The sequence below is a fragment of the Salipiger thiooxidans genome, from assembly GCF_900102075.1.
Taxonomy (GTDB): domain Bacteria; phylum Pseudomonadota; class Alphaproteobacteria; order Rhodobacterales; family Rhodobacteraceae; genus Salipiger; species Salipiger thiooxidans.
Window position 1 is genome coordinate 47,494 of sequence record NZ_FNAV01000006.1, and the last position, 24,827, is coordinate 72,320.

Below are 24,827 nucleotides of genomic sequence, written 5' to 3' on the forward strand. Positions count from 1 at the left end.
CCATGGATGATGTCGACCGCATTCTCGCCCAGTGGCACGACGCGCGCCCGGACCTCGACGTGACGCCCATGGGACTGATCGGCAGGCTCGCGCGGCTGCGCAAGCGGTTGGAACAGGAACACGAGAGGGTGTTCGCCGCCCACGGGCTCAGCGCCGCGGGCTTCGACGTGCTGGCCACCCTGCGCCGCGCCGGACCGCCGCACGCGCTCGAGGTCAAGGCGCTGCTCGCCTCGACCATGGTGACCTCGGGCACGATGACCAACCGGCTCGACCGGCTCGAGAAGGCGGGGCTGGTGGAGCGGCGGCCGAACCCCTCGGACGGGCGCGGCTTTGTGGTCGCGCTGACGCCGCTGGGGCACCGGACCATCGACGCCGCGGTCACCGATCACGTGGCGAACCAGCACCGGCTGGTGGCCACGCTCGACGCGGGCGACCGCAGGGCGCTGGACGCCCTGCTCGGCAAATGGCTGGCCGGGTTCGAACGCGAGGACGGCTCAGATCGCTGAGCTGTGCCCGGCCTTCGACAGGTCGTAGGCGTCGAAGCAGCGCGCCACCATGCGGGTGAGCGGGCGCACCTCGGAGGGCAGGAAGAGCCCGTCCTCGGTGATCTGCACGAGCCCCTCGAAGATCTGGCTGGTGCGCCGGAACATTTCGGCCAGAACCGAGGCGTCGGCACCGAAGTCCCGGACCAGCTCGGCCTTGTCGATGCGGAAGTCGCACATCAGCATCTCGATCATCCGCGCCCGCAGCCGGTCCTCGCCCCGGAAGGCGTGGCCGCGGCTGGTGGCGAAGCGCCCCTCGCGGATCGCCGCCGTATAGGCACCGGTGGCCGGGGCGTTCTGGGCGTAGCCCTGCGGGAATCTCGAGATCGACGACGCCCCGAGCCCGATCAGCACCTCGGAGGTGTCGTCGGTATAGCCCTGGAAATTGCGCCGCAGTTTGCCGGTCTTCTGCGCAATGGCGAGCCCGTCGTCCGGCGCCCCGAAATGGTCGATGCCGATCTCGGCGTAGCCGTCCCAGACAAAGAGCCTGCGGGCGGTGTCGAAGAGGTCGAGCCGCTCTTCCGGCGTCGGCAGCGCGTCCGAGGGAATCATCTGCTGACGCTTGGCCATCCACGGCACGTGGGCATAGCCGTAAAGCGCCACCCGGTCGGGGGCGAAGGACAGAAGCTTCTGCACCGTCTCGGTGATCCGCGCCCGGCTCTGGTGCGGCAGCCCGTAGAGGATGTCGGCATTGAGGCTCGCGACGCCGCGCTCGCGGATCATCTCCACGGCGGCGCGGGTCACGTCATAGCCCTGCGGCCGGCCGATGGTCTGCTGGATCTGCTCGTCGAAATCCTGCACCCCGATCGAGGCGCGGTTCATGCCGCCGGCGGCCAGCACGTCGAGCCGCTCACCGTCGATCTCGTTGGGATCGATCTCGACCGAGAACTCGGCGTGATCGGTAAACTCCGCGACGTCGCGCACCTTGTCGACCAGCCGCTTCATCAGGTCCGGCGTCAGCAGCGTGGGCGTCCCCCCGCCCCAGTGCAGCCGCGACAGCTTCACCCCGCGCGGCAGCCGCGCCTTCAGCATCTCGAGCTCGGAAACCAGCGTATCGACATAGGCCTGGACCGGCGACAGCGTCGAGGTGCCCTGCGTCCGACAGGCGCAGAACCAGCACAACCTGCGACAGAAAGGCACGTGCAGGTAGAGTGAAACCGTGCCATTTTCCGGGATCGCCTCGATCCAGGACTCGAAATCGCCCGCGCCAACCGCTTGAGAAAAATGCGGTGCCGTCGGGTAGCTCGTGTAACGAGGGACCTTTGCATCGAAAAGGCCGAGGCGGGAGAGTTGTGTTCGCGTTTTCATGCGCCTACACTTAGGATTGCGCGCGAGGCCAAACTTTGACCCAGATCAAGACGGCCCGGATTGGCACCTCGATCCGGGAGGCCGTTAACAGGACTGTGAAACCAATGCTGAATGAACGCAGCCTCTCTATCCCTGTGGATTGTACGGAATGCCCGATCCGCCACCGTGCCGTGTGCGCGCGGTGCGAGTCGGACGAGTTGGAGCGGCTGGAAGAGATCAAGTACTACCGCAAGTTCGAAGCGGGGCAGACGGTGATCTGGTCCGGCGACCGGATGGATTTCGTGGGCTCGGTGGTCTCGGGGATCGCGACGCTGACCCAGACCATGGAGGACGGCCGCACCCAGATGGTGGGCCTGCTGCTGCCCAGCGACTTCGTCGGGCGTCCGGGCCGGGCCAATGCCGCCTATGACGTGGTGGCGACCACCGATCTCGTGATGTGCTGCTTCCGCAAGGCGCCGTTCGAGGAACAGATGCGGCAGACCCCGCACATCGCCCAGCGCCTGCTCGAGATGACGCTCGACGAGCTCGACGCCGCGCGGGAATGGATGCTGGTGCTCGGCCGCAAGACCGCACGCGAGAAAATCGCCTCGCTGCTGTCGATCATCGCGCGCCGCGATGCCTCGATCAACATGCGCAACGTCACCGGCAGCATCGTCTTCGACCTGCCGCTTACCCGCGAGGCCATGGCCGATTACCTCGGGCTGACGCTCGAGACGGTGAGCCGCCAGATCTCGGCGCTGCGCAAGGACGGGGTAATCTCGCTCGAGGGCAAGCGCCACGTGACGGTGCCCGACATGCAGCGCCTGCTCGACGAGGCGGGCGACGATTCCGACGGGGGCGTCTTCGCCTGACGCCCCTGCCCTGCGGACCCGGCCGTGACCGCACGACCGGGGAGCAGGCATCGGTCACGCTTCGAAAAGCGTCTCGAAATTGCCGAAGATCATGCGCTTGCCGTCGAAGGGCATATCCATCTCGCGCCAGCGCGGATCGGTTTCCATCGACGCCCAGCAGGCATCGGCGGTCGCCTTGTCCGGCCAGAGGATCCATGAGAACACCACCGCCTCTCCGTCCTCGCGCTTTACCGCCATGGGAAACGAGGTAATTTCGCCGTCCGGCACATCGGCCTCCCAGCACTCGCGCATCGCCGTGGCGCCATACTCCTTGAACAGTGGCCAGCTCTTCTGCGCGGACGCGAGGTAGGCGTCCTTGTTCTTGCCGGGCACCGGGGTGAGGAAACCGGATACATAGGACATTTCTGATATCTCCCTGTTGCACCTTTGCAGGTTACAGGAGATACTATGTTGATATCAACATGAATGAGACGATGGACCCCGAACTGCCGATCGAGACCACGCTGGAGGTGCGTGACCGCTGTCTGTGCCTGCGCGTCCAGCGCGCTGCCCGCAACCTCGCCCGCCGCTTCGACACGGCGCTGAAACCCTTCGGACTGACCAACGGGCAATTCTCGATCCTGATGTCGCTCAACCGGCCCGAGCCGCCGCGGATCTCGGACCTCGCCCCCTTCCTCGCCATGGACCGCACCACGCTCACCGCCGCCTTCAAGGTGCTCGAGCGGCGCGGGCTGGTGGACAGCCTCGCCGACCCGTCAGACCGCCGCAACCGGCGGCTGCGGCTCAGCGACGACGGCCGGGCGCTGCTGAAACGCGCGGTACCGGTCTGGCGGCAGGAGCACGACGCACTCGACGCGGCGCTCGCCCCCGCCGACCTCGCGGCGCTGCGGATGGCGCTGGCGGGTCTCGCCGAAACCTGAGGCGGGCCCGAAGGCCCGCCTCGCGGCACTCCTGCCGCCTCACTGTCCCGGTTTCCGGCCGCGGTCGTTGCCGCAGCCGTGTCGTTCGTCAGCCCGTCAATGCGCGAGGAAGACCGGAACCTCGGCCTGTTCGAGCATGTTGCGGGTGGCCCCGCCAAGAATCGCCTCGCGGAAGCGCGAGTGCCCGTAGGCGCCCATCACCACCATGTCGGCGTTGACGTCCAGCACATGGCGGCGCAGCACGTCGGAGACGCGGGGCATGGTCTTGGACAGCACGTCGATCTCGGGCTTCACGCCGTGGCGGGCGAGAAACTGCGACAGCGCGCCGCCCGGGTCCGAGCGGTTCGGGCCATGCTGCGGCGGGTCGATCACCACCACATGGACGTGCTCGGCGCTCTGCAGCAGCGGCATCGCCGCCCGGACCGAGCGCAGCGCCTCGTTGCTCTCGTTCCAGCCGATCACAACCCGCGACGGCGCGGTTCCGGCGGGCGAGGTATCAGGCACCACCAGCACCGGGGTCTGGCCCTCGAAGAGCGCGCCCTCGGTCACCGGCTCGAGCTCCACTCCGCGCTCCTTGCCATAGGGTTTCGGCATCACGACGAGGTCGGCAAAGCGCGCCCGGCCGGCCACGTGGCGGCCGATGTCCGCAAGCTGCGCGACGCCTTCCTCAACGGCCCAGCGCACGCTGGTCTGGCCGAGGATCCCGCGCACCACGCCGGCGAGCTGCGCCGCATCGGCGGTGGCGCGGCTGATGGTTTCCTGCAGGATCATGGCGTTGGCGCCGGCGTAGTAATAACCCGTCTGGGTTCGGTCGACGCCGAAGCAGAGCACGTCGAGATGCGCGTCCCAGGCTGAGGCAACGGCGGCGGCGTGGTCGATCGTCGACTGGGCAAGCGCCTCGTCGGTGACCACTGTCAGTATCGTTTTGTAGCCCATGTCTGATCTCCTCAGGGTTTATCTCTCCGACATTCGGCAGTCTATGCTTGCGCGAATGGACGCACTTTGACCATGGTCAATGGCAGTTCATCAAAGCCTTGATACAGATCAAAGAGCGGAGGGGCGCGAGACCTCATTAACCGCTCAGTCTATAAACCGCTCGCGCGGCAGTCGAATCGTGCGGGTCAGACGAAGGGACGAACAATGATCAACTATATCAAGCTGATCGTGCTTGGCGTGGTCGCGGTCTTCGCGCTGGTCGCTGCCAACTACGCACGAGATGCAGCTTACATGGTTCACGCCATCATCATATTCCTGGTGACAGCCGGACTGTTCCTGTGGACCCTCCGCAGCACCGACGAGCCCGTGCCCGCCAAGGTGCTCGAGACCTCCTACATGGACGGGGTCGTCAGGGCCGGCGTGATCGCAACCGCGTTCTGGGGTGTCGTCGGTTTCGCGGCCGGCACCTTCATCGCAGCGCAGCTCGCCTTTCCGGTGCTGAACTTCGACTGGGCACAGGGCTACATGAACTTCGGCCGCCTGCGGCCGCTCCACACCTCGGCGGTGATCTTCGCCTTCGGGGGCAACGCCCTGATCGCTACGTCCTTCTACGTCGTCCAGCGCACCTCGGCCGCGCGCCTCTGGGGCGGCAACGCCGCGTGGTTCGTGTTCTGGGGCTACAACCTCTTCATCGTCCTCGCCGCGACCGGCTACCTCCTGGGTGGTACCCAGTCGAAGGAATACGCCGAACCGGAGTGGCACGTCGACCTGTGGCTGACCATCGTCTGGCTGGTTTACCTCGCGGTCTTCGTCGGCACGATCGTGAAGCGCAAGGAACCCCACATCTACGTGGCCAACTGGTTCTACCTGAGCTTCATCATCACCGTCGCCCTGCTGCACGTGTTCAACAACCTGAGCATTCCCGTGTCGATCTGGGGCTCCAAGTCGGTGCAGGTTTTCTCGGGCGTGCAGGACGCCATGACGCAATGGTGGTACGGCCACAACGCCGTGGGCTTCTTCCTCACCGCGGGCTTCCTGGGCATGATGTACTACTTCGTGCCGAAGCAGGCCGAGCGCCCGGTGTTCTCCTACAAGCTGTCGATCGTGCACTTCTGGGCGCTGATTTTCATCTACATCTGGGCCGGTCCGCACCACCTGCACTACACCGCCCTGCCTGACTGGGCCTCGACCCTCGGCATGGTGTTCTCGATCATCCTGTGGATGCCCAGCTGGGGCGGCATGATCAACGGCCTGATGACGCTCTCGGGCGCCTGGGACAAGCTGCGCACCGACCCCATCATGCGGATGCTGGTGATCTCGGTCGGCTTCTACGGCATGTCCACCTTCGAAGGCCCGATGATGTCGATCCGCGCGGTCAACTCGCTGTCGCACTACACCGACTGGACCATCGGCCACGTGCACTCGGGTGCACTCGGCTGGAACGGCATGATCACCTTCGGCGCGCTCTACTTCCTGACGCCGAAACTGTGGAACCGTGAGCGGATCTACTCGCTCAGCCTCGTCAGCTGGCACTTCTGGCTCGCCACCATCGGCATCGTTCTCTACGCCGCCTCGATGTGGGTGACCGGAATCATGGAAGGCCTGATGTGGCGCGAGGTCGACGCCAACGGCTTCCTCGTCAACAGCTTCGCCGACACCGTGTCCGCCAAGTTCCCGATGTACGTGGTCCGCGCCCTCGGCGGTGGCCTCTACATCACCGGTGCGATCATCATGTGCTACAACCTCTGGATGACCGTGAAGCGTTCGCCGGCTCTCGAAGCCAGCGCCGCTGCGGCTCATGCCACGCCGGCCGAATAAGGGAGGGCCGAGATCATGAGCATTCTCGACAAACACGGTATCCTCGAAAAGAACGTCACGCTGCTGGCCATCTTCGCCTTCCTCGTGGTGACCATCGGGGGCCTCGTCCAGATCGTGCCGCTCTTCTACCTCGAGAACACCATCGAGGACGTCGAAGGCATGCGCCCCTACACGCCGCTCGAGCTGGCGGGGCGCGACGTCTACATCCGCGAGGGCTGCTACGTCTGCCACAGCCAGATGATCCGCCCGATGCGCGACGAGGTCGAACGCTACGGCCACTACAGCCTCGCGGCGGAATCGCAGTACGACCACCCGTTCCAGTGGGGCTCCAAGCGGACGGGGCCCGATCTCGCCCGCGTTGGCGGCCGCTACTCGGACGAGTGGCACGTCGACCACCTGAGCAACCCGCAGTCGGTGGTGCCCGAGTCGGTCATGCCCAAGTACGGCTTCCTCCAGGCCAAGCTGATCGACGGCGAGCACATCCAGGACCTGATGTCGACGCACCGTCTGGTGGGCGTGCCCTACACCGAGGAGATGATCGAGAACGGCCGCGTGGACTTCCTGTCCCAGGCCAACCCCGACAGCGACTACGACGGGCTGCTCGAGCGCTACGGCGAGGCGGTCAACGTGCGCAACTTCGACGGCGAACCGGGGATCTCGGAACTCGATGCGCTGGTCGCCTACCTGCAGATGCTGGGCACGCTGGTCGACTTCTCGACCTTCGAACCCGACGCAAGCCGCTGAGGAGACTGTGATGGGACACGAAACCTACAACGCGCTTCGGCACTTCGCGGACAGCTGGGGTCTGCTGGCCATGTTCGTCTTCTTCATCGGCGTGATCGTCTGGGCCCTGCGCCCGGGCAGCCGGAAGACGCACCAGGACGCCGCAACCGTCCTGTTTCGCAATGAAGACAAGCCGGCCCAGGACTGAGGACACGGGACATGAGTGACAACAACGAAAAGCGAGACGATCTCGACTACGAGACGACGGGCCATTCCTGGGACGGCATCGAGGAATACAACAAGCCGCTTCCCAAGTGGTGGCTGATGATCTTCTACGCCTGCATCGTCTGGGGCATCGGCTATACCATCGCCTACCCCGCATGGCCGGGCGTGAAGACGGCGACCGCCGGCCTTCTGGGCTGGTCGACCCGCGCCAACGTGGAACAGGACATCCAGAACCACGAGGCCTCGCTGGCCCCGATCAACGAGCGGCTGGCCTCAGTCGAACTGACCGCGATCGCCGACGATCCCGAGCTCAACACCTACGCGCAGAACGCCGGCGCCGCGGTGTTCCGCACCTGGTGCGCCCAGTGCCACGGCTCGGGCGCGGCTGGCGCCACCGGCTATCCCAACCTGCTGGACGACGACTGGCTCTGGGGCGGCACCATGGAGGACATCCATTACACCGTGTCACACGGCATCCGGAACGAACAGGACGCCGATGCCCGCTACTCGGAGATGCCCGCCTTCGGTCGTGACGAGCTTCTCAGCCGCGAGGAGATCGCGCAGGTGGCGAACTTCGTGATGACCCTGTCGGGAGAAACCCCGCCCTCGCCCGATCTGGTCGAGGCCGGCGCCGAGGTCTTCGACTTCAACTGCTCGTCCTGCCACGGCGAGGACGGCACCGGCGACCGCTTCCAGGGCGCGCCGAACCTGACCGACGCGATCTGGCTCTACGGCGGCGACTACGACACGATCCACGAAACCGTGTTCAACGCCCGCTTCGGCGTCATGCCCCCGATGGGCGGCGCCGATCTGAACGAAGCCGAAATCCGGGCCGTGGCGACCTATGTCCACGGGCTCGGCGGCGGGGAAGCTTCGGAAGAGTAGACCCGTCAGACAGAACACCTTCGGGCCGCAAGGCCCGGAGGCCGGCGCCGGTGCCCCATCCTGTTCGCGCGTTTCCAGGGGCACCGGCGTTCTTATTTGAGGCTCTCGCAAGAGCCACGCCCAAGAGGCGGCTCAGGGTATGTCGCGGACGCGCCCCGGATCAAGGGCTCCCTGCGAAAACATGGGCACCAAATTCACCTTTTCCCGACCCTGCCGGCGGAAGTACCGCTTACGCCGACCCGCGATGGCGCACTCGCCCATAAGGCGAAGGTTGATGTCGCGGGGCCCAGCTTTCACGCTCCGAGGCCGCAGTTCCGGCCCATCGTGCGTTGCCAGTGTCCAAGCGACTGGCGGTCATGAAAGTTCTCGCGTATATTCCCAGCATTGCTCTACTCCGGCGGTCTGTTTTATCACCGCTCATTTTGACCAAGCGACTTGTTCACGCGAGTCAGTAATTTTAATTATATGTAAGACGAGGTTACATTGGACTGGTCTACCCTGCCCCCACTTTCGGCGCTTAGAGCCTTTTCCGCCTACGCTGATCGTAAGTCCGTCACCGACGCAGGCCGCGCACTGAACGTCAGCCACGCCGCAATAAGCCAGCAGATCCGCAACCTCGAAACCCATCTGGGTGTCAGTCTGCTTGACCGTACCGGACGCCGGATGCGTCTCACCACCGAGGGCGAGCGCCTCGCGGGGGCCCTGTCAGAGGGCTTCGGCATGATGGTCCATATGGTGGAGGAACTGACAGGTCGCGATGCCGACCGGCCGCTGGAAATCTCGGCCACGCCCGGTTTCGCGGCCACGTGGCTGATGCCGCGCCTGCCCGAGTTCCGCGCCGATCATCCCGAGATCAGCCTGACCATCGACCCCTCGGCCAACATCCGGACCCTGTCCCCCGGTGGGCTCGACGTGGCAATCCGCTACGGCGACGGCGCGTGGCACGGGCTCGACAGCCAGCTTCTGGTGCGTTCGCCCATCGTCGTGGTCGCAGCCTCGTCGCTGGTGGGAGATGTCGAGATCAGGGACGCCGCCGACCTGAGGACCTTCCCGTGGTTGCAGGAGTTTGGCACCAACGAGGCCACCGACTGGCTGACCGAGCACGGCGTCGACCACGACCGCAGCCGCGGCATGACCGCCCTGCCCGGCAACCTGATGATCGAGGCCGCCCGGCAGGGTCAGGGCATCGCCATCACCGCGCGGCTCTTCGTCGAACCCGACGTGCAGGCCGGCCGCCTGCGGCTGCTCTTCGAGGACAGCCGGGACAAGGGCTACTGGCTGGTCACGCGACCCGGAATCGCCCGTCCGCCCCTGCGACACTTCGTATCGTGGCTGCGCAGAGAGGCTGCGAAAGCTTCATCGAAGATGTAATATTTGATGCATATCAAGGCTGAGGGGACAACCCGGCGCGAGAAGGGCCTCCGACAGGCAAAATCACTCCGGAGCGATTCACCGTGGCTGATACCAATCAAACCGCCCCCTCTCTCTACGAAGCACGGGAGCCGATCTTCCCGAGGCGGGTGAGCGGGAAGTTCCGCAACCTGAAATGGTGGCTCATGGCGGTGATGCTGGGCATCTACTACATCACCCCATGGCTGCGCTGGGACCGCGGGCCGGAGCTTCCCGACCAGGCCGTGCTGCTCGACCTCGCCGGTCGCCGGTTCTTCTTCTTCTTCATCGAGATATGGCCGCACGAGTTCTACTTCGTGGCGGGGCTTCTGGTGATGGCCGGGCTCGGGCTCTTCCTCTTCACCTCGGCGCTCGGCCGGGTGTGGTGCGGCTACGCCTGCCCGCAGACGGTCTGGACCGACCTCTTCATCCTCGTCGAGCGCTGGATCGAGGGCGACCGCAACGCCCGCCTGCGGCTGCACCGGCAGAAGAAGTGGGACGTCCGGAAGCTGCGGCTCCGGGTCACCAAGTGGCTGGTCTGGTTCCTGATCGCACTGGCCACCGGCGGCGCGTGGATCTTCTACTTCACCGACGCGCCGACGCTGGCGGTCGACCTGGTGACCGGGCAGGCCCACCCGGTGGCCTACACCACCATGCTGGTCCTCACCGGCACCACCTTCGCCTTCGGCGGCTTCGCACGCGAGCAGATCTGCATCTATGCCTGCCCGTGGCCGCGCATCCAGGCCGCGATGATGGACGAGGACACCCTGACCGTCGGCTACCGCGACTGGCGCGGCGAGCCCCGCGGCAAGCACCGCAAGGGCCCCGGCGCCGAGGCGCTCGGCGACTGCATCGACTGCCACGCCTGCGTCAACGTCTGCCCCATGGGCATCGACATCCGCGACGGCCAGCAGCTGGCCTGCATCACCTGCGCGCTCTGCATCGACGCCTGCGACGACGTCATGGAGAAGATCGGCAAGCCGCGCGGCCTGATCGACTACCTCGCACTCTCGGACGAGACCCGCGAACGCGCCGGCGCACAGCCCCGCGCCGTGTGGAAGCACGTGTTCCGGCCCCGGGTCATCCTCTATACCGCGCTCTGGTCGCTGGTGGGCGTCGGCCTGGTCTTCGCCCTGCTGCTGCGTCCCGACGTCGAGATGACCGTGGCCCCGGTGCGCAACCCGACCTTCGTGGTCCTGTCCGACGGCTCGATCCGCAACACCTATGACGTGCGCCTGCGCAACAAGCACGGCGAGGACCGCCCCTATGCGCTTGCGGTCGAGGACAACGCCAACCTCGTCATCACGCTCGAGGGAGAAGACGATCTGGTGGTCGACGTGCCCGCCAACGAGACGTATCTTCAGCGTGTCTACGTGACCGCCCCGGGCGGCACGCCCGAGGCACAGGCCGAGCGCACAGAGTTCGTGCTGCGGCTCGAGGACACCACCACCGGCCACGTGGCCGAGAAGGAAACGGTCTTCAACGGACGGGACAACTGACGGATGACCAATCAATTCAAGCTCACCGGCTGGCACGTTCTGGCCATCTTCGTCGGTGCCTTCGGCATCATCATCGGGGTCAACGTCGCGCTGGCGTGGAACGCGGTGAAGACCTTCCCGGGCCTGCAGGTCGACAACTCCTACATCGCCAGCCAGACCTTCGACGTCCGCCGCGAGGCGCAGGAGGCGCTTGGCTGGGCCGTCGAGACCAGCCACGACGACGGCCTGCTCGAGCTCGCCATCACCGACGCCAAGGGCTACCCCGTCCAGCCCGCGCATCTCGAGGCCAAGGTCGGCCGCACCACCACCGAGCGTGATGACCACACCCCCGACTTCCGCTTCGACGGCCGCGCCTTCGTGGCCGAGGACGCGCTGGCGCCGGGCTACTGGAACATCTGGCTGACCGCACAGGCGCAGGACGGCACCGCCTTCGAACAGCGCCTGGAACTCTACGTCGGGGAATGACCTCATGACCGCCGCGATGCGCCCGCAGGTCTCGGCCTGCCCCGCCTGCTCCGCCGCCCCCGCCGCCGAGGCCCTCGCCGCCCGCGCCGAGCCGCAGAACGCCCACGTGATGCTGTCGCTGCCGACCATCCACTGCGCCAACTGCATCCGCACGGTCGAAGAGGTCCTGAACGCGGCGCCGGGGGTGCGCTCGGCCCGCGTCAACCTGACCATGAAGCGCGTCGCCATCGATGCTGACAACGGGCTCACGGCCGAGGATTTCATCCCGCTGGTCGAGAGCGCGGGTTACGAGGTGCACGAGCTCGACAGCGGCGCACTGTCCGCGACCCAGACCGACCGCGCCGGGCGCGACCTGCTGATGCGGCTCGCGGTGGCGGGCTTCGCGATGATGAACGTCATGCTGCTGTCGATCTCTGTTTGGTCCGGGGCCGAGGGCCCGACCCGCGATATGTTCCACTGGATCTCGGCCGCGATCACCCTGCCGACCATTGCCTTCTCCGGCCAGATCTTCTTCCGCAACGCGTGGACGGCGCTGCGGGCCGGGCGGCTCAACATGGACGTGCCGATCTCGCTGGCGATCCTGCTGGCCGTGGTGACCTCGCTCTGGGAGACCTCGCTCTCGGGCGAGCACGCCTATTTCGACGCCGCCATCGCGCTGACCTTCTTCCTGCTCACCGGCCGCTATCTCGACCACCGCACCCGCTCCATCGCCCGCTCCGCCGCCGAGGAGCTGGCGGCGCTCGAGGTGCCGCGGGCGTGGCGCCTGACCGCGGAGGGCGAGGAACAGATCGCGGTCTCCGAGCTTGCGGTGGGCGACCTGCTGCGGGTGCGCCCCGGCGGGCGGATGCCGGTCGATGGCGAGATCACCGATGGCCAGTCCGAGCTCGACCGCTCGCTGTTGACCGGCGAGACCCGCCCGGTCTATGCCGCCCCCGGCACAAGCGTGAGCGCGGGCGAGGTCAACCTGACCGGCCCCTTGGTGATCCGCGCCACCGCGGTCGGGCGCGAGACCTCGCTGCACCGCATGGCGGATCTGGTCGCTGTGGCCGAAGCGGGCCGCGCCAACTACACGCCGCTCGCCGACAAGGCCGCCAGGCTCTACGCGCCGGGGGTGCACATCCTCTCCGCGCTCGCCTTCGCCGGCTGGTATCTCTGGACCTTCGACTTCCGCGTCGCGCTCAACATCGCGGCGGCGGTGCTCATCATCACCTGCCCCTGCGCGCTGGGGCTCGCCGTGCCCGCCGTCACCACCGCCGCCTCGGGCAGGCTGTTCCGCAAGGGGCTGCTGATCAAGGACGGCACCGCGCTCGAACGGCTGGCCGGGGTCGACACAGTGGTCTTTGACAAGACCGGCACGCTGACCTCGGGCACCCCCGAGGTGACCAACACCGGCGATTTCACCCGCAACGACCTCGAGATTGCGCTGGCACTGGCCGAGGGCTCGGCCCACCCGCTGTCGCAGTCGCTGACCGCAGAGCTGCGCGGCATGGGCATCCCGCCCGCCGAGCTGACCGGGATCACCGAGCTGCCGGGCCACGGCACCGAGGCGCTCTGGCGCGGGCAGACCGTGCGACTCGGGCGCTCGGCATGGGTCGGGGGCGGCCAGAGCGACGTCACCTCGACCTGGCTCCGCGTCGGCGAGGGCCCGGCGCAGGTCTTCACCTTCGCCGACACCCTGCGCGACGGGGCCGAAGAGGCGGTGCGTGACCTGCTCGAGAGCGGCAAGCGCGTGATCCTGATGTCCGGCGACACCCCCCGCGCGGTCGAGACGCTGGCCGCCCGGCTGGGTATCCCGCAGTGGATCGCCGAGGCGCTGCCGCAGGACAAGGCGGCCCGGGTGCGGGCGCTGTCGGACGAGGGTCACAAGGTGCTGATGGTGGGCGACGGGCTCAACGACACCGCGGCGCTGGCCGCGGCGCATGTGTCGATCTCGCCCGCCTCGGCGCTGGACGCGGCGCGGGTGGCCTCGGACATCGTGCTGCTCGGCCGCTCGCTCGCCCCCCTGCCCGGCGCGCTCGGTACCGCCCGGCGCGCGACCAGGCGCATCCGCGAGAACTTTGCCATCGCCTCGTGGTACAACCTCATCGCGGTGCCGCTGGCGATCGCGGGGCTGTGTTCGCCGCTGATTGCCGCATTGGCGATGTCGGCCTCGTCGATTACGGTGTCGCTCAACGCGCTGCGGCTGAAATGAGCCCGCGGCGCGCTTCCCGGAGGCTCACCCCATGAACATCCTGCTCTACCTGATCCCGATCTCGCTGTTTCTCGGCGGGATGGGGCTTCTGTTCTTCGTCATCACCGTGCGTACCAGGCAGTACGATGACCCCGAGGGCAACGCCGCGCGCATCCTCTCGGGCCAGTACGACGACAAGCCCAAGCAGGACTGACGCCGGACGAGCGCGTTTGCGTTTCCCCGGAGAAATCCTTGCCGGAGGCCTCCCGGCGCCGCCCGCTGCGACGCCGGAATTCCCCGGTTCGGATCAGACGGCCCGGCTCAGCCCGGCCTGGTCACTCCCTTCCAGAGCGGCCTCGGGGGTGATCGCCTCGCGGCCCAGCGCCTCGCCCACGGCGGCGTTGGTGAGCTGCCCCGCGTGAACGTTGAGACCGGCCAGCAGGTGGCGGTCCTCGGCGCAGGCGGCGCGCCAGCCCTTGTTGGCGAGCGCGATGACGAAGGGCAGCGTGGCGTTGCCCAGCGCGATGGTCGAGGTGCGCGGCACGGCGCCGGGCATGTTCGCGACGCAGTAGTGCTGGATGCCGTCGACCTCGTAGATCGGGTCGTCATGGGTGGTCGCCCGCGAGGTCTCGAAGCAGCCGCCCTGATCGATGGCCACGTCCACCAGCACCGCGCCATGCTTCATACCCCCGAGCATCGCGCGGCTCACCACCTTCGGCGCGGCGGCGCCGGGGATCAGCACCGCGCCGATCACCATGTCCGCCTCGGCCAGCAGCTCGGTCAGCGCACCCTCGGTCGAGTAGCGGTTGCGGAACGTGCCGCCGAACACGTCGTCGAGGTAGCGCAGCCGCGGCAGCGACCGGTCGAGCACGCTGACCTCGGCGCCCATGCCCGCGGCGACCCGCGCCGCGTGGGTGCCGACAGTGCCCCCGCCGATCACCACGACCCGGGCCGGGCCGACGCCGGGCACACCGCCCAGAAGCACGCCGCGCCCGCCATTCGCCTTCTGCAGCGTCCACGCCCCCATCTGCGGCGCGAGGCGTCCCGCGACCTCGGACATCGGCGCCAGAAGCGGCAGCCCGCCGCGGTCATCGGTCACCGTCTCGTAGGCGATGCAGGTGGCCCCGGAGGCGAGCAGGTCCTCGGTCTGCTCGGGATCGGGCGCGAGGTGGAGATAGGTGAAGAGGATCTGCCCCTCGCGCAGCATCGCCCGCTCGGCCGGCTGTGGCTCCTTCACCTTCACGATCATGTCGGCCTCGGCAAAGACCTCGGGGGCGCTGCCGACGATGCGGGCGCCCGCCGCGACGTAGTCCGCGTCCTCGAAGCCGGCGCCGAGACCGGCGCCCTGCTGGATCAGGACGGTGTGTCCGCTCGCGACCGCTTCGCGGGCGGCGTTGGGGGTCAGGCCGACGCGGTATTCCTGCGCCTTGACCTCTGCGGGGCATCCAAGTTTCATCTGCGACTCCTCCCTGTCGATTATATTTGAATCCTGCCAAGCGTGGCTTGCAATTTCCGCGCGGATTTGGTGCGTTGCGCGGCGCCCTCCGCGTAGAAGCTTCGACAAACGGCCCCTTTCACGAAAGAAATCACCATGGATCTGGACGACACCGACCGCCGCATCCTGCGCGTCCTTCAGAAACAGGGCCGCATGTCCAACGCAGACCTGTCGGATCAGGTTCATCTCTCGCCCTCCGCCTGCCACCGCCGGGTACAGCGGCTCGAGACCGAGGGCTTCATCCGCGGCTACGTGGCGCTGCTCGATGCGCGCAAGATGAACATGCCCACCACGGTCTTCGTCGAGATCACCCTGAGCGCGCAGGCCGACGAGGTGCTGGAAGCCTTCGAGAAAGCGGTCTCGCGCATTCCCGACGTGCTGGAATGTCACCTGATGGCCGGCACCGCCGACTACATCCTCAAGGTCGTAGCCGAAGACACCGAGGACTTCGCCCGCATCCACCGCCAGTACCTGACCCGCCTGCCCGGCGTCGCGCAGATGCAGTCGAGCTTCGCCCTGCGCACGGTGTTCAAGACCACCGCCCTGCCCGTCTGAGGGCACCCCGGCACGCACAGGCTGCAACCAAATGACGCCACGACCATCGCCGGCTGCGGCACCCACAATTGTTTGACATATCAAATGTCCGACAAGTGAGCGGCGATGCGGAAGGGGAGGGCCAATGTCCCGGGATCACGTCATCGCCGGAGCAAGCCGCGCGGGTTGCGTGCTGGCCAAGCGTCTGGCCGAGGCGGGGCGCCGCGGGCTGTTGCTCGAGGCCGGCGGTCGCGACAACGACCACTGGAACCACATCCCGATGGGCTACCTCTACTCCATCAACAACCCGCGCACTGCCGAAGAATCCGGGCTGAACGGGCGCTCGCTGATCGGCAAGGTGCCGGGCGGATATCGGCGTATCAGCGAATGGACGAAAGGCCGCGGCTCAGAGCACCACGATGCCGCTGTGCTTGGCCTTGTGCTCGGGCTCGACGTGGATGATCACGCGGCTGCCCTCGAAGGCCTTGTGCAGCGCCCCCTCGACCCGGTCGCAGATGTCGTGGGCGGCGTCCACGGTCATGTCGCCGGGCACCACGAGGTGGAACTCGACGAAGACCGCACTGCCGGCGCGGCGCGAGCGCAGGTCGTGGGCCTCGACGGCGCCCTCGGCATTGGCCGAGATCAGCGCACGCATCTGCTCCAGCTCTTCCTCGGGGGCGGAGACGTCCATCAGCCCGCCGACCGAGCCGCGCACCACCTGCCAGCCCGACCACAGGATGTTGAGCGCCACCAGCGCGGCCAGCGCCGGGTCGAGCCACGCCCAGCCGGTGAGCACCGCGGCCACCACGCCCGCCGTGACCCCGATGGACGAAACCACATCGGTCAGCAGGTGCCTGCCGTCGGCCTCGAGCGCGGGAGAGTGCATGCGCCGCCCGGTGCGGATCAGCTTCCAGCACCAGGCCGCGTTGATCAGGCTCGCGACGCAGTTGATCCCGAGCCCGAGCCAGGGCGCCTCGATGATGCGTGGGTCCTGCCACGCCGACCAGGCCTCGCGCAGGATCAGGATCGCCGCGACGACGATCAGAACGCCCTCGAGCACGGCGCTGAAATACTCGGCCTTGTGATGGCCGAACGGATGGCGGGAATCGGCGGGCTGAGCGGCGATGCGCAGCGCCACCACCGCGGCCAGCGCCGTCGCGACGTTGACGATGCTCTCGAGCGCGTCGGACAAAAGCGCGACGGAGCCGGTCAGCCACCAAGCGATGGTCTTGATCGCGAGAACAGCGAGGCCCACGGCAACACTGCCGCAGGCGATTTTCAGGACCTGGCTCATGGTCGCCCTCTTTGCGTGTGCGCGCCTGATAGCGAAGCGTCCCGCATCGCGCAACCGACCACCGCCATGCCGCGCGCGCATGGCTTTCAGGGGCTTCAGGATGCCGCCTATCCCCGCCCGCACGCCGGTTCGGCCTAGCGCTTCAGCGAGTCGCGGATCTCGATCAGGATGTCGAGTTCCGAGGGGCCGGTCTTCACTTCGGGCGCCACCTCGTCAGGCTTCTCGGCCGCCGATTTCACCCGGTTGACGGTCTTCACCAGCATGAAGACGACGAAGGCGATGATGAAGAAGTTGATCACGGCGGTGAGGAAGGCACCGTAGGCAAAGACCGTGGCCCCGGCCTCGCGCGCGGCCTCGAGGCTGGCATAGCTGCCGTCTCCGTAGACCCAGAACAGGTTGGTGAAATCGATGCCGCCGGTGAAGAGACCGACGATGGGATTGATCATGTCGTTGACCAGCGATTGCACGATGGCGGTGAAGGCGGCGCCGATGATGATGCCGACCGCCATGTCCATGACGTTGCCCTTGGCGATGAAATCCTTGAATTCCTGAATCACTTTTGTGTTCCTTGCTGTCCTCGGCTGCGTCGCAGCGATTGATCGCCCGGTCCTCTGCGGGCAAGGCTTGGGGAAACACTGGCATAGCCGGGCCCGCGCGGAAACGGCAAACCGCCCGCCTCTGGTCCGGCGCATTTGCAGGAGCGCAGAATGACCACTCTTTCCGATTTCCCGATCACCGCCCGCTGGCCCGCGACCCATCCCGACCGCATCCAGCTCTATGCCTTCCCGACCCCCAACGGGGTCAAGGTGTCGATCGCGCTCGAGGAAATGGGCCTGCCCTACGAGGCTCACAAGGTGCCGCTGGGCGACGCGTTCGTGAAGAGCGCCGAGTTCACCTCGCTCAACCCCAACGGCAAGATCCCCGCGATCATCGACCCCGACGGCCCCGATGGCAGCCCCGTCGGCATCTTCGAGAGCGGCGCCATCCTGATCTATCTGGCCGACAAGACCGGACGCTTCATCGGCAGCACGCCCGCGGCGCGTTACGAGGTGCTGCAGTGGCTGATGTTCCAGATGGGCGGCATCGGGCCGATGTTCGGGCAGCTCGGCTTCTTCTGGAAATTCGCGGGCTCCGAGATCGAGGATCCCCGCCCGCGCGAGCGCTACGTCTCCGAGGCGCGCCGCCTGCTCGGCGTGGTCGAGCGGCAGCTCGAAGGGCGAGAGTGGATCGCCGGCGACTACTCCATCGCCGACATGGCCATCGCGCCCTGGCTCAACGCGCTCGGGTTCTACGGCGCGACGGACGTGGTGGGCTGGCCGGAGCTGCCGAACTGCCGGGCCTACGTGGAACGGTTCCTAGAACGGCCCGCGGTAAAGATCGGCATGGTCACCCCGCCGCGGGACTGAGCGCGGCTTGCGTGACGCACGGCCCCCGCTACTCAAGGGGACCTGCGTCGTTTGAAGAACTCAGCCCGGCAGGGTGCCGGTGAGCACGTAGCGGAAGATCTCGACCACCTCCTCCGGCTCGCGGGCGACCGCGAGCGCGGCGGCGTCGACCTCCTTGAGCGCGTGGTCATGCTCGGGCGGCTGCAGGATGATCAGCGACTTGCCGAGAGCCGCGGCATAGCCCGCGTCGAAGGCGGCGTTCCACTGCTTGTACTTGTCGCCGAAGCGCACCACCACGACGTCCGCGTCGGCGATGCCCTTGCGGGTTCGGATCGCGTTCATCTGGGCGCCCTTGCGGTCGTGCCAGAACTTGCTCTCCTCGGCGCCGAGGATCGTCACCCCGCAATCGTCGCTCGCGGCATGATCGGTCACCGGTGACGAAAACGTGACGTCGAGCCCCTGCGCGCCCTCGATGATCCGGTCGCGCCAGTCGCTGTGGATTTCCCCCGACAGATAGACGTTCAGCCCCATGTCCTCATTCCCTCCTTATGCGGTGTCCGACCTGTTCCTGACATATGCTGGCTTGGGCGCAAGACAAACCCGCGCCCCTTGCCGGGCCCCTCGGGAAAGGTGACCTGCCGGTTTCCGGGCAGGCGCTCCGGCTGCGGCGGTTTCACGCCGAATTGCAGCGCCCAGCCCCTTTCGCCAACGGACAAGCGGTCCTATAAGACCTCCGGCTTGGACTCGGGCAGAGTCGCGGGCCAAATTTAGTATTCGGGGCAGGGCACAGAATGTTTGGACTGGATAGACTCATGGGCGCCTTTTCGGCGGACATGGCAATCGACCTCGGGACCGCGAACACGCTGGTCTACGTCAAGGGACGCGGGATTGTCCTGTCCGAGCCTTCAGTGGTCGCCTACCACATCAAGGACGGGGTGAAGAAAGTGCTCGCCGTGGGCGAGGACGCCAAGCTGATGCTGGGCCGGACACCCGGCTCGATCGAGGCCATCCGGCCGATGCGCGAGGGCGTGATCGCCGACTTCGACACCGCCGAAGAGATGATCAAGCACTTCATCCGCAAGGTGCACAGGCGCTCGACCTTCTCGAAGCCCAAGATCATCGTCTGCGTGCCGCACGGCGCCACCCCGGTCGAGAAGCGCGCCATCCGCCAGTCGGTGCTGAGCGCAGGAGCCCGCAAGGCCGGCCTCATCGCCGAGCCCATCGCGGCGGCCATCGGGGCCGGCATGCCGATCACCGATCCGACCGGCAACATGGTCGTGGACATCGGCGGCGGCACCACCGAGGTGGCCGTTCTGTCGCTGGGTGACATCGTCTACGCCCGCTCGATCCGCGTCGGCGGCGATCGCATGGACGAGGCCATCGTCAACTATCTGCGCCGCCAGCAGAACCTGCTCGTGGGCGAATCCACCGCCGAGCGCATCAAGACCTCCATCGGCACCGCCCGCATGCCCGACGACGGGCGCGGTTCGTCGATGCAGATCCGCGGCCGCGACCTGCTGAACGGCGTACCGAAGGAAACCGAGATCAGCCAGGCGCAGGTCGCCGAGGCACTGGCCGAGCCGGTGCAGCAGATCTGCGAGGCGGTGATGACCGCGCTCGAAGCCACCCCGCCGGATCTTGCCGCAGACATCGTCGACCGGGGCGTCATGCTCACCGGTGGCGGCGCGCTGCTGGGCGATCTCGACCTGGCCCTGCGCGAGCAGACCGGTCTTGCCGTCTCGATCGCGGACGAGAGCCTCAACTGCGTGGCGCTCGGCACCGGCAAGGCGCTCGAGTACGAGAAGCAGCTGCGCCACGCCATCGACTACGACTCCTGACACGCGTTGAATGATCGCGGCCCCAAGCCTGTTATAAGGGGTTGAATGGCGAAGCACGGAACCAATTCCGAGGACTATTCCCGCCCGCTGAAGCGTCTGCTTCTGGCGGTACTGGTCCTGTGCCTCTTCGGGCTCTTCCTGTTCTGGCGGATCGACAGTCCGCGGGTGGAGCGTTTCCGCGCGCAGGTGATCGACGCCGTGCTGCCCGGCTTCGACTGGGCCATGGCGCCGGTCACGGGTACGGTGAACATCCTGCGGGATTTCCAGAGCTACCAGCGCATCCACGAGCAGAACCAGGAACTGCGCCGCGAGCTGCGCCAGATGACCGCCTGGAAAGAGGCCGCCCTGCAGCTCGAGCAGGAGAACGCGCGCCTGCGCGATCTCAACAACGTGCGCCTTGATCCCCGGCTCACCTACATCACCGGCGTGGTGCTGGCCGACAGTGGCTCACCCTTCCGCCAGTCGGTGCTGATCAACGTGGGATCGCGCGACGGCATCGTCGACGGCTGGGCGACCATGGACGGCATCGGCCTCGTCGGGCGGGTCTCGGGGGTCGGCGCCAACACCAGCCGGGTGATCCTGCTTACCGACACCACCAGCCGCATTCCCGCGGTGATCCAGCCTTCGGGACAGCGCGCGCTGGTGACCGGTGACAACTCCGCCGCGCCGCCCATCGACTTCCTCGAGGATCCCGACCAGGTGCGCCCCGGCGACCGCATCGTGACCAGCGGCGACGGCGAGGTCTTCCCGCCGGGGCTGCTGATCGGACAGGTGGCCGAGGATCCGGGCGGCCGACTGCGGGTCCGGCTTGCCGCCGACTACGAGCGGCTCGAGTTCCTGCGCGTCCTGCGCGACCACGGCGCCCGGCGCGTGAGCTCGCCCTCGGCGCTGATCCTGCCCGAGCTGCCGCCGGGCACGGGCAGCAACACCGCGCAGGCACCGGAGCAGCCCGATGGCTGAATCCCGCCCCGCCCGCATCTGGATCATGCGTGCGGCCTTTGTCGGACTGTCGCTTCTGGTGATGTTCTATCACCTGCTGCCGCTCGACCTGCTACCGCCGCGCTATGCCGGGCCCGACCTTCTGGTGGCGCTCTGCTTCGCATGGGCGCTACGCCGTCCCGACTACGTGCCCGCACTTTCGGTCGCGGCGGTGATGCTGCTCGCGGACATCCTCTTCCAGCGCCCGCCGGGGCTCTGGTCGGCGCTGGTGCTGATGGCGACCGAGTTCCTCAAGTCGCGCGACCGGCGCGACCGCGAGAGCACCTTCGTCATGGAGTGGATCGCTGTCGCGACGGTGCTCGCAGTCATCACGATTGTGTTTCGCCTTGCCCTCGGGCTCTTGATCGTTCCGGCCGGACCGTCTTTCCTGTCGCTGATGCGCTTCGCGATGACCGTGATCTGCTACCCGCTGGTGGTGATGGTCTCGCAGTACCTGCTCGGGGTCCGACGCCTTGCCCCGGGCGATTTCGACCACGCCGGGAGGAGCCTGTGAGACGCACGCCCCGCGATACCGCCGAGAGCAGCCGCAAGATCACCCGACGCGGGCTCATGCTGGGCGCCGCCCAGGTGGCCTTTGCCGGCACGCTGGCGATGCGCATGCGCTACATGCAGGTGGAGCAGGCTGACGAGTTCCGCCTGCTGGCCGAAGAGAACCGCATCAACATCCACCTGATTCCGCCGTCGCGCGGCCGCATCTTCGACCGCAACGGCCGGGTGATCGCCGAGAACGAGAACACCTACCGCATCACCATGCGGCGCGAGGATGCCGGTGACATCGACGACGTCATCCGCCGCCTCTCGGTGCTGGTCGAACTCGACCCGGCCGAGGTCAAGCGCGCCATCGAGGAGATGCGGACCTCACCGCCGTTCCTGCAGGTGACCGTCGCCGACCGCGTGAGCTGGGAGTCGATCAGCCGCGTCGCGGTGAACGCCCCCGCCCTGCCCGGCGTCACACCCGAGGTAGGCCTGAGCCGCGTCTACCCGCAGCACGAGAACTTCGCCCACGTGGTGGGCTACGTGGGCCCGGTCTCCGAGCGCGATCTCGCCCGCTACGAGGACCCCGAGCCGGTGCTGCGCATCCCGCGCTTCCAGATCGGCAAGGTCGGCATCGAGGCGAAGTTCGAGGAGCAGCTCCGCGGCAAGGCCGGTGCCAAGCGCGTCGAGGTCAACGCCGTCGGCCGCGTCATGCGCGAGCTCGACCGGCGCGAGGGCGCGACCGGTGCCGACATGCAGCTTACCGTCGACAGCGACCTGCAGGATTACATCAAGGCGCGCCTCGGCGAGGAAAGCGCCTCGGCGGTGGTGATCGACGTCGAGAACGGCGACGTGCTGGCCATCGCCTCGGCCCCCTCCTACGACCCGAACAAGTTCGTCCGCGGCATCTCGGTCGCCGACTACAACGTGCTGCGCGAGAACAACCACCGGCCGCTGGCCTCGAAGACCGTGCAGGACGCCTACCCGCCCGGCTCGACCTTCAAGCTGGTGACCGCGCTGGCGGGCCTCGAGGCCGGGGTCATCGGGCCCGACGACACGGTCTACTGCCCCGGTCATATGGAGATCGGTTCGCGGCGCTTCCACTGCTGGAAGCGCTCTGGTCACGGCCGGGTCAACCTCGAGAACAGCCTCCGCGACAGTTGCGACGTGTTCTACTACGACCTCGCGCTGAAGGTGGGCATCGAGAAGATCGCCGACATGGGCCGCAGGCTCGGGCTCGGCACCGCGCCGGACGTGCCGATGTCGGCGGTTACCGACGGGCTGATTCCCGACAAGGACTGGAAGCGGCGCGAGCGCGGCGCCGAGTGGCGCATCGGCGACACGGTGAACGCCTCGATCGGACAGGGCTACGTGCTGACCTCGCCGCTGCAGCAGGCGGTGATGGTGGCGCGGGTTGCCACGGGGCGCGCCATCGAGCCGCGGCTGGTGCGCAGCGTCGGCGGCGTCGAGACGCCGTCGCGGGGCGGCGGCACGCTGGACATCGACCCGACGCATCTCAAGTACATCCGCAAGGGCATGTTCTCGGTGATGAACAGCCGCCGGGGCACCGCCTACCGGTCGCGCATCGCTCTCGACCACATGCTGATGGCGGGCAAGACCGGCACCAGCCAGGTGCTGAACCGCGTCGTGAACAGCAAGGAAGTGCCGTGGGAGCATCGCGACCACGCGCTCTTCGTGAACTTCGCGCCCTATGACGCGCCGCGCATCGCGGTCTCGGTGGTCGTCGAGCACGGTGGCGGCGGGTCCTCGACCGCGGCGCCCATCGCGCGCGACATCACCCTGCAGGCGCTCTTCGGCGGCACCCCGCCGCTCGACGCCTACCCTTCCTCGGACCGCGGCCGCATCGAGGCGCAGCAACAGGAGATCGAACGGATCCGCCGCGAACGGGCCGCCGCCGCCGCCGCGGGGAGCCGGGCATGAGCTATCTCGAATACACGGTCAAGACGGTCCCGACCGGGTGGCGCAAGGTGCTCTACCTGAACTGGCCGCTGGTGATCCTGCTGACAGCGGTCGCCTGCGTCGGCTTCCTGATGCTCTACTCGGTCGCGGGCGGCTCCATCGAACGCTGGGCCGAGCCGCAGATGGAACGCTACGCGCTTGGCCTTGCGGCGATGTTCCTCGTGGCGATGGTGCCGATCTGGCTCTGGCGCAACCTCTCGGCGCTGATCTACATGCTGGCGCTGGCGCTGCTGGTGGGGGTGGAACTCTTCGGCACCGTCGGCATGGGTGCGCAACGCTGGATCGACATCGGCTTCATGCAGCTGCAGCCGTCCGAGCTGATGAAGATCGCGCTGGTGATGGTGCTGGCGGCCTATTACGACTGGCTGCCGATGAAACGGGTGTCGCACCCGATCTGGGTGCTGGCGCCGATCCTGCTGATCCTGCTGCCGACCGGGCTGACGCTGATCCAGCCCGACCTCGGCACCGCGCTCCTGCTGCTGATCGCGGGCGCGCTGATGATGTTCCTCGCGGGCGTGCACTGGCTCTACTTCGCCGTGGTGGCCGCCGGAGGCGTGGGCGCGGTCTACACCGTCTTCCTGTCGCGCGGCACCAGCTGGCAACTGCTGCAGGACTACCAGTTCCGCCGCATCGACACCTTCCTCGACCCCTCGACCGATCCGCTGGGCGCCGGCTACCACATCACCCAGGCCAAGATCGCCATGGGCTCGGGCGGCTGGACCGGGCGCGGCTTCATGCAGGGCACCCAGTCCCGGCTGAACTTCCTGCCCGAGAAGCATACCGACTTCATCTTCAACACGCTGGCCGAGGAATTCGGCTTCGTCGGCGGCATCTCCCTTCTCATCCTCTACGTGCTCGTCCTCGTGTTCTGCATCATCGCCGCCATGCAGAACCGCGACCGCTATTCCTCGCTGCTGACGCTGGGCATCGGCCTGACTTTCTTCCTGTTCTTTGCCGTGAACATGTCGATGGTCATGGGCCTCGCCCCGGTGGTCGGCGTGCCGCTGCCGCTGGTGAGCTACGGTGGCTCGGCAATGATGGTGCTGATGATCGCCTTCGGAATGGTCCAGAGCGCACAGATCCACAGGCCCCGCTGA

At 67.3% G+C, this 24,827-nt stretch carries 26 protein-coding genes and 1 pseudogene; 20 read left to right on the forward strand and 7 right to left on the reverse strand.

Features of this window, described 5'->3' with window-relative positions; genetic code table 11:
* Positions 1 to 2 precede the first annotated feature (2 nt).
* The gene (locus BLQ77_RS10185; protein ID WP_089958547.1) at positions 3 to 506 is read left to right on the forward strand and encodes a MarR family winged helix-turn-helix transcriptional regulator; all 504 of its coding nucleotides are present in this window, start codon (positions 3 to 5) and stop codon (positions 504 to 506) included.
* Here BLQ77_RS10185 and hemN read toward each other — a convergent pair.
* Positions 495 to 1,850: an oxygen-independent coproporphyrinogen III oxidase gene (hemN, locus tag BLQ77_RS10190; RefSeq protein ID WP_089958549.1), complete on the reverse strand. Its 1,356-nt coding sequence runs from the start codon at positions 1,848 to 1,850 to the stop codon at positions 495 to 497. The two genes, BLQ77_RS10185 and hemN, sit on opposite strands and share 12 nt — an antisense overlap.
* 104 nt (positions 1,851 to 1,954) lie before the next feature.
* On the opposite strand from hemN, the gene fnrL reads away from it, so the two are divergent.
* A complete protein-coding gene (gene fnrL, locus BLQ77_RS10195) occupies positions 1,955 to 2,701 on the forward strand; it encodes a transcriptional regulator FnrL (RefSeq protein ID WP_089958551.1) in 747 nt (248 codons plus the stop codon).
* Between the two features lie 54 nt (positions 2,702 to 2,755).
* Here the strand turns inward: fnrL and BLQ77_RS10200 are convergent, their stop codons facing one another.
* Positions 2,756 to 3,103: a DUF1428 domain-containing protein gene (locus BLQ77_RS10200; protein ID WP_089958554.1), complete on the reverse strand. Its 348-nt coding sequence runs from the start codon at positions 3,101 to 3,103 to the stop codon at positions 2,756 to 2,758.
* Positions 3,104 to 3,162: 59 nt separating this feature from the next.
* Here BLQ77_RS10200 and BLQ77_RS10205 point away from each other — a divergent pair, with 59 nt between their 5' ends.
* Positions 3,163 to 3,621, forward strand: coding sequence for a MarR family winged helix-turn-helix transcriptional regulator (locus BLQ77_RS10205; protein ID WP_040383618.1), 459 nt, complete (start codon positions 3,163 to 3,165; stop codon positions 3,619 to 3,621).
* 96 nt (positions 3,622 to 3,717) lie between these two features.
* Here the strand turns inward: BLQ77_RS10205 and BLQ77_RS10210 are convergent, their stop codons facing one another.
* Complete coding sequence (locus BLQ77_RS10210) at positions 3,718 to 4,557, reverse strand: universal stress protein (RefSeq protein WP_089958555.1); 840 nt, start codon at positions 4,555 to 4,557, stop codon at positions 3,718 to 3,720.
* A gap of 204 nt (positions 4,558 to 4,761) precedes the next feature.
* Here BLQ77_RS10210 and ccoN point away from each other — a divergent pair, with 204 nt between their 5' ends.
* From ccoN to ccoS, 9 genes are all read left to right on the forward strand, one after another.
* Complete coding sequence (gene ccoN / locus BLQ77_RS10215) at positions 4,762 to 6,375, forward strand: cytochrome-c oxidase, cbb3-type subunit I (protein WP_008883133.1); 1,614 nt, start codon at positions 4,762 to 4,764, stop codon at positions 6,373 to 6,375.
* A 15-nt stretch (positions 6,376 to 6,390) separates the two neighbouring features.
* Positions 6,391 to 7,119 carry a cytochrome-c oxidase, cbb3-type subunit II gene (gene ccoO, locus BLQ77_RS10220; RefSeq protein ID WP_008883059.1) on the forward strand — a complete coding sequence of 243 codons (729 nt, stop codon included), beginning with the start codon at positions 6,391 to 6,393 and terminating at the stop codon, positions 7,117 to 7,119.
* Positions 7,120 to 7,129: 10 nt separating this feature from the next.
* A complete protein-coding gene (locus tag BLQ77_RS10225) occupies positions 7,130 to 7,306 on the forward strand; it encodes a cbb3-type cytochrome c oxidase subunit 3 (RefSeq protein WP_089958558.1) in 177 nt (58 codons plus the stop codon).
* A gap of 11 nt (positions 7,307 to 7,317) precedes the next feature.
* A complete protein-coding gene (gene ccoP, locus BLQ77_RS10230) occupies positions 7,318 to 8,208 on the forward strand; it encodes a cytochrome-c oxidase, cbb3-type subunit III (protein WP_008883502.1) in 891 nt (296 codons plus the stop codon).
* A 483-nt stretch (positions 8,209 to 8,691) separates the two neighbouring features.
* A complete protein-coding gene (locus tag BLQ77_RS10235) occupies positions 8,692 to 9,579 on the forward strand; it encodes a LysR family transcriptional regulator (protein ID WP_008882966.1) in 888 nt (295 codons plus the stop codon).
* Positions 9,580 to 9,662: 83 nt separating this feature from the next.
* Positions 9,663 to 11,096, forward strand: a complete 1,434-nt coding sequence (ccoG, locus tag BLQ77_RS10240; RefSeq protein WP_089958561.1) for a cytochrome c oxidase accessory protein CcoG — start codon at positions 9,663 to 9,665, stop codon at positions 11,094 to 11,096.
* Positions 11,097 to 11,099: 3 nt separating this feature from the next.
* On the forward strand, positions 11,100 to 11,561 hold the full coding sequence (locus tag BLQ77_RS10245) for a FixH family protein (protein WP_089958564.1): 462 nt from the start codon (positions 11,100 to 11,102) through the stop codon (positions 11,559 to 11,561).
* 4 nt (positions 11,562 to 11,565) lie between these two features.
* Complete coding sequence (locus BLQ77_RS10250) at positions 11,566 to 13,752, forward strand: heavy metal translocating P-type ATPase (protein WP_089958566.1); 2,187 nt, start codon at positions 11,566 to 11,568, stop codon at positions 13,750 to 13,752.
* Between the two features lie 31 nt (positions 13,753 to 13,783).
* Positions 13,784 to 13,945: a cbb3-type cytochrome oxidase assembly protein CcoS gene (gene ccoS, locus BLQ77_RS10255; protein ID WP_008883140.1), complete on the forward strand. Its 162-nt coding sequence runs from the start codon at positions 13,784 to 13,786 to the stop codon at positions 13,943 to 13,945.
* A 93-nt stretch (positions 13,946 to 14,038) separates the two neighbouring features.
* Here ccoS and ald read toward each other — a convergent pair whose 3' ends face one another.
* Positions 14,039 to 15,187 carry an alanine dehydrogenase gene (ald, locus tag BLQ77_RS10260; RefSeq protein WP_089958569.1) on the reverse strand — a complete coding sequence of 383 codons (1,149 nt, stop codon included), beginning with the start codon at positions 15,185 to 15,187 and terminating at the stop codon, positions 14,039 to 14,041.
* A 135-nt stretch (positions 15,188 to 15,322) separates the two neighbouring features.
* On the opposite strand from ald, the gene BLQ77_RS10265 reads away from it, so the two are divergent.
* Together BLQ77_RS10265 and BLQ77_RS29950 are read left to right on the forward strand one after the other, a co-directional pair.
* Entirely contained in the window at positions 15,323 to 15,781 is a 459-nt protein-coding gene (locus tag BLQ77_RS10265) for an Lrp/AsnC family transcriptional regulator (RefSeq protein ID WP_089958571.1), read from the forward strand.
* Between the two features lie 124 nt (positions 15,782 to 15,905).
* Positions 15,906 to 16,166: pseudogene (locus tag BLQ77_RS29950) on the forward strand (choline dehydrogenase); the annotation flags it as partial.
* Here BLQ77_RS29950 and BLQ77_RS10275 read toward each other — a convergent pair.
* On the reverse strand, positions 16,167 to 17,054 hold the full coding sequence (locus BLQ77_RS10275) for a cation diffusion facilitator family transporter (RefSeq protein WP_008883301.1): 888 nt from the start codon (positions 17,052 to 17,054) through the stop codon (positions 16,167 to 16,169). It lies immediately after the preceding pseudogene.
* Between the two features lie 134 nt (positions 17,055 to 17,188).
* A complete protein-coding gene (mscL, locus tag BLQ77_RS10280) occupies positions 17,189 to 17,611 on the reverse strand; it encodes a large conductance mechanosensitive channel protein MscL (RefSeq protein ID WP_008882941.1) in 423 nt (140 codons plus the stop codon).
* Positions 17,612 to 17,761: 150 nt separating this feature from the next.
* Between mscL and BLQ77_RS10285 the strand changes: the two genes are divergently transcribed.
* Complete coding sequence (locus tag BLQ77_RS10285) at positions 17,762 to 18,460, forward strand: glutathione S-transferase family protein (RefSeq protein WP_089958574.1); 699 nt, start codon at positions 17,762 to 17,764, stop codon at positions 18,458 to 18,460.
* A gap of 60 nt (positions 18,461 to 18,520) precedes the next feature.
* On the opposite strand, the gene BLQ77_RS10290 is transcribed toward BLQ77_RS10285, so the two are convergent.
* On the reverse strand, positions 18,521 to 18,970 hold the full coding sequence (locus BLQ77_RS10290; RefSeq protein ID WP_008883190.1) for a YtoQ family protein: 450 nt from the start codon (positions 18,968 to 18,970) through the stop codon (positions 18,521 to 18,523).
* Between the two features lie 260 nt (positions 18,971 to 19,230).
* Between BLQ77_RS10290 and BLQ77_RS10295 the strand changes: the two genes are divergently transcribed.
* The 5 genes from BLQ77_RS10295 to rodA are packed head-to-tail and all read left to right on the forward strand — an operon-like array spanning position 19,231 to position 24,827.
* Positions 19,231 to 20,277, forward strand: coding sequence for a rod shape-determining protein (locus BLQ77_RS10295; protein ID WP_008883291.1), 1,047 nt, complete (start codon positions 19,231 to 19,233; stop codon positions 20,275 to 20,277).
* Between the two features lie 45 nt (positions 20,278 to 20,322).
* Positions 20,323 to 21,237, forward strand: coding sequence for a rod shape-determining protein MreC (mreC, locus tag BLQ77_RS10300; protein WP_089958576.1), 915 nt, complete (start codon positions 20,323 to 20,325; stop codon positions 21,235 to 21,237).
* Positions 21,230 to 21,769, forward strand: a complete 540-nt coding sequence (locus BLQ77_RS10305) for a hypothetical protein (protein WP_008883162.1) — start codon at positions 21,230 to 21,232, stop codon at positions 21,767 to 21,769. The genes mreC and BLQ77_RS10305 overlap by 8 nt, the downstream gene beginning before the upstream one ends.
* A complete protein-coding gene (gene mrdA / locus BLQ77_RS10310; RefSeq protein WP_089958579.1) occupies positions 21,766 to 23,691 on the forward strand; it encodes a penicillin-binding protein 2 in 1,926 nt (641 codons plus the stop codon). The genes BLQ77_RS10305 and mrdA overlap by 4 nt, the downstream gene beginning before the upstream one ends.
* Complete coding sequence (gene rodA, locus BLQ77_RS10315) at positions 23,688 to 24,827, forward strand: rod shape-determining protein RodA (protein WP_089958581.1); 1,140 nt, start codon at positions 23,688 to 23,690, stop codon at positions 24,825 to 24,827. The genes mrdA and rodA overlap by 4 nt, the downstream gene beginning before the upstream one ends.

Excerpts from the sequence above, each read along its gene's own strand:
- ald (WP_089958569.1), bottom strand. The coding sequence starts at position 15,187 with ATGAAACTTGGATGCCCCGCAGAGGTCAAGGCGCAGGAATACCGCGTC.
- ccoS (WP_008883140.1), top strand. The coding sequence starts at position 13,784 with ATGAACATCCTGCTCTACCTGATCCCGATCTCGCTGTTTCTCGGCGGG.
- ccoO (WP_008883059.1), top strand. The coding sequence starts at position 6,391 with ATGAGCATTCTCGACAAACACGGTATCCTCGAAAAGAACGTCACGCTG.
- rodA (WP_089958581.1), top strand. The coding sequence starts at position 23,688 with ATGAGCTATCTCGAATACACGGTCAAGACGGTCCCGACCGGGTGGCGC.
- hemN (WP_089958549.1), bottom strand. The coding sequence starts at position 1,850 with ATGAAAACGCGAACACAACTCTCCCGCCTCGGCCTTTTCGATGCAAAG.
- BLQ77_RS10225 (WP_089958558.1), top strand. The coding sequence starts at position 7,130 with ATGGGACACGAAACCTACAACGCGCTTCGGCACTTCGCGGACAGCTGG.
- BLQ77_RS10275 (WP_008883301.1), bottom strand. The coding sequence starts at position 17,054 with ATGAGCCAGGTCCTGAAAATCGCCTGCGGCAGTGTTGCCGTGGGCCTC.
- ccoP (WP_008883502.1), top strand. The coding sequence starts at position 7,318 with ATGAGTGACAACAACGAAAAGCGAGACGATCTCGACTACGAGACGACG.
- BLQ77_RS10290 (WP_008883190.1), bottom strand. The coding sequence starts at position 18,970 with ATGGGGCTGAACGTCTATCTGTCGGGGGAAATCCACAGCGACTGGCGC.
- fnrL (WP_089958551.1), top strand. The coding sequence starts at position 1,955 with ATGCTGAATGAACGCAGCCTCTCTATCCCTGTGGATTGTACGGAATGC.
- BLQ77_RS10205 (WP_040383618.1), top strand. The coding sequence starts at position 3,163 with ATGAATGAGACGATGGACCCCGAACTGCCGATCGAGACCACGCTGGAG.
- mreC (WP_089958576.1), top strand. The coding sequence starts at position 20,323 with ATGGCGAAGCACGGAACCAATTCCGAGGACTATTCCCGCCCGCTGAAG.
- BLQ77_RS10285 (WP_089958574.1), top strand. The coding sequence starts at position 17,762 with ATGACCACTCTTTCCGATTTCCCGATCACCGCCCGCTGGCCCGCGACC.
- ccoN (WP_008883133.1), top strand. The coding sequence starts at position 4,762 with ATGATCAACTATATCAAGCTGATCGTGCTTGGCGTGGTCGCGGTCTTC.
- BLQ77_RS10305 (WP_008883162.1), top strand. The coding sequence starts at position 21,230 with ATGGCTGAATCCCGCCCCGCCCGCATCTGGATCATGCGTGCGGCCTTT.
- BLQ77_RS10250 (WP_089958566.1), top strand. The coding sequence starts at position 11,566 with ATGACCGCCGCGATGCGCCCGCAGGTCTCGGCCTGCCCCGCCTGCTCC.
- BLQ77_RS10200 (WP_089958554.1), bottom strand. The coding sequence starts at position 3,103 with ATGTCCTATGTATCCGGTTTCCTCACCCCGGTGCCCGGCAAGAACAAG.
- BLQ77_RS10185 (WP_089958547.1), top strand. The coding sequence starts at position 3 with ATGGATGATGTCGACCGCATTCTCGCCCAGTGGCACGACGCGCGCCCG.
- BLQ77_RS10245 (WP_089958564.1), top strand. The coding sequence starts at position 11,100 with ATGACCAATCAATTCAAGCTCACCGGCTGGCACGTTCTGGCCATCTTC.
- BLQ77_RS10265 (WP_089958571.1), top strand. The coding sequence starts at position 15,323 with ATGGATCTGGACGACACCGACCGCCGCATCCTGCGCGTCCTTCAGAAA.
- BLQ77_RS10295 (WP_008883291.1), top strand. The coding sequence starts at position 19,231 with ATGTTTGGACTGGATAGACTCATGGGCGCCTTTTCGGCGGACATGGCA.
- BLQ77_RS10210 (WP_089958555.1), bottom strand. The coding sequence starts at position 4,557 with ATGGGCTACAAAACGATACTGACAGTGGTCACCGACGAGGCGCTTGCC.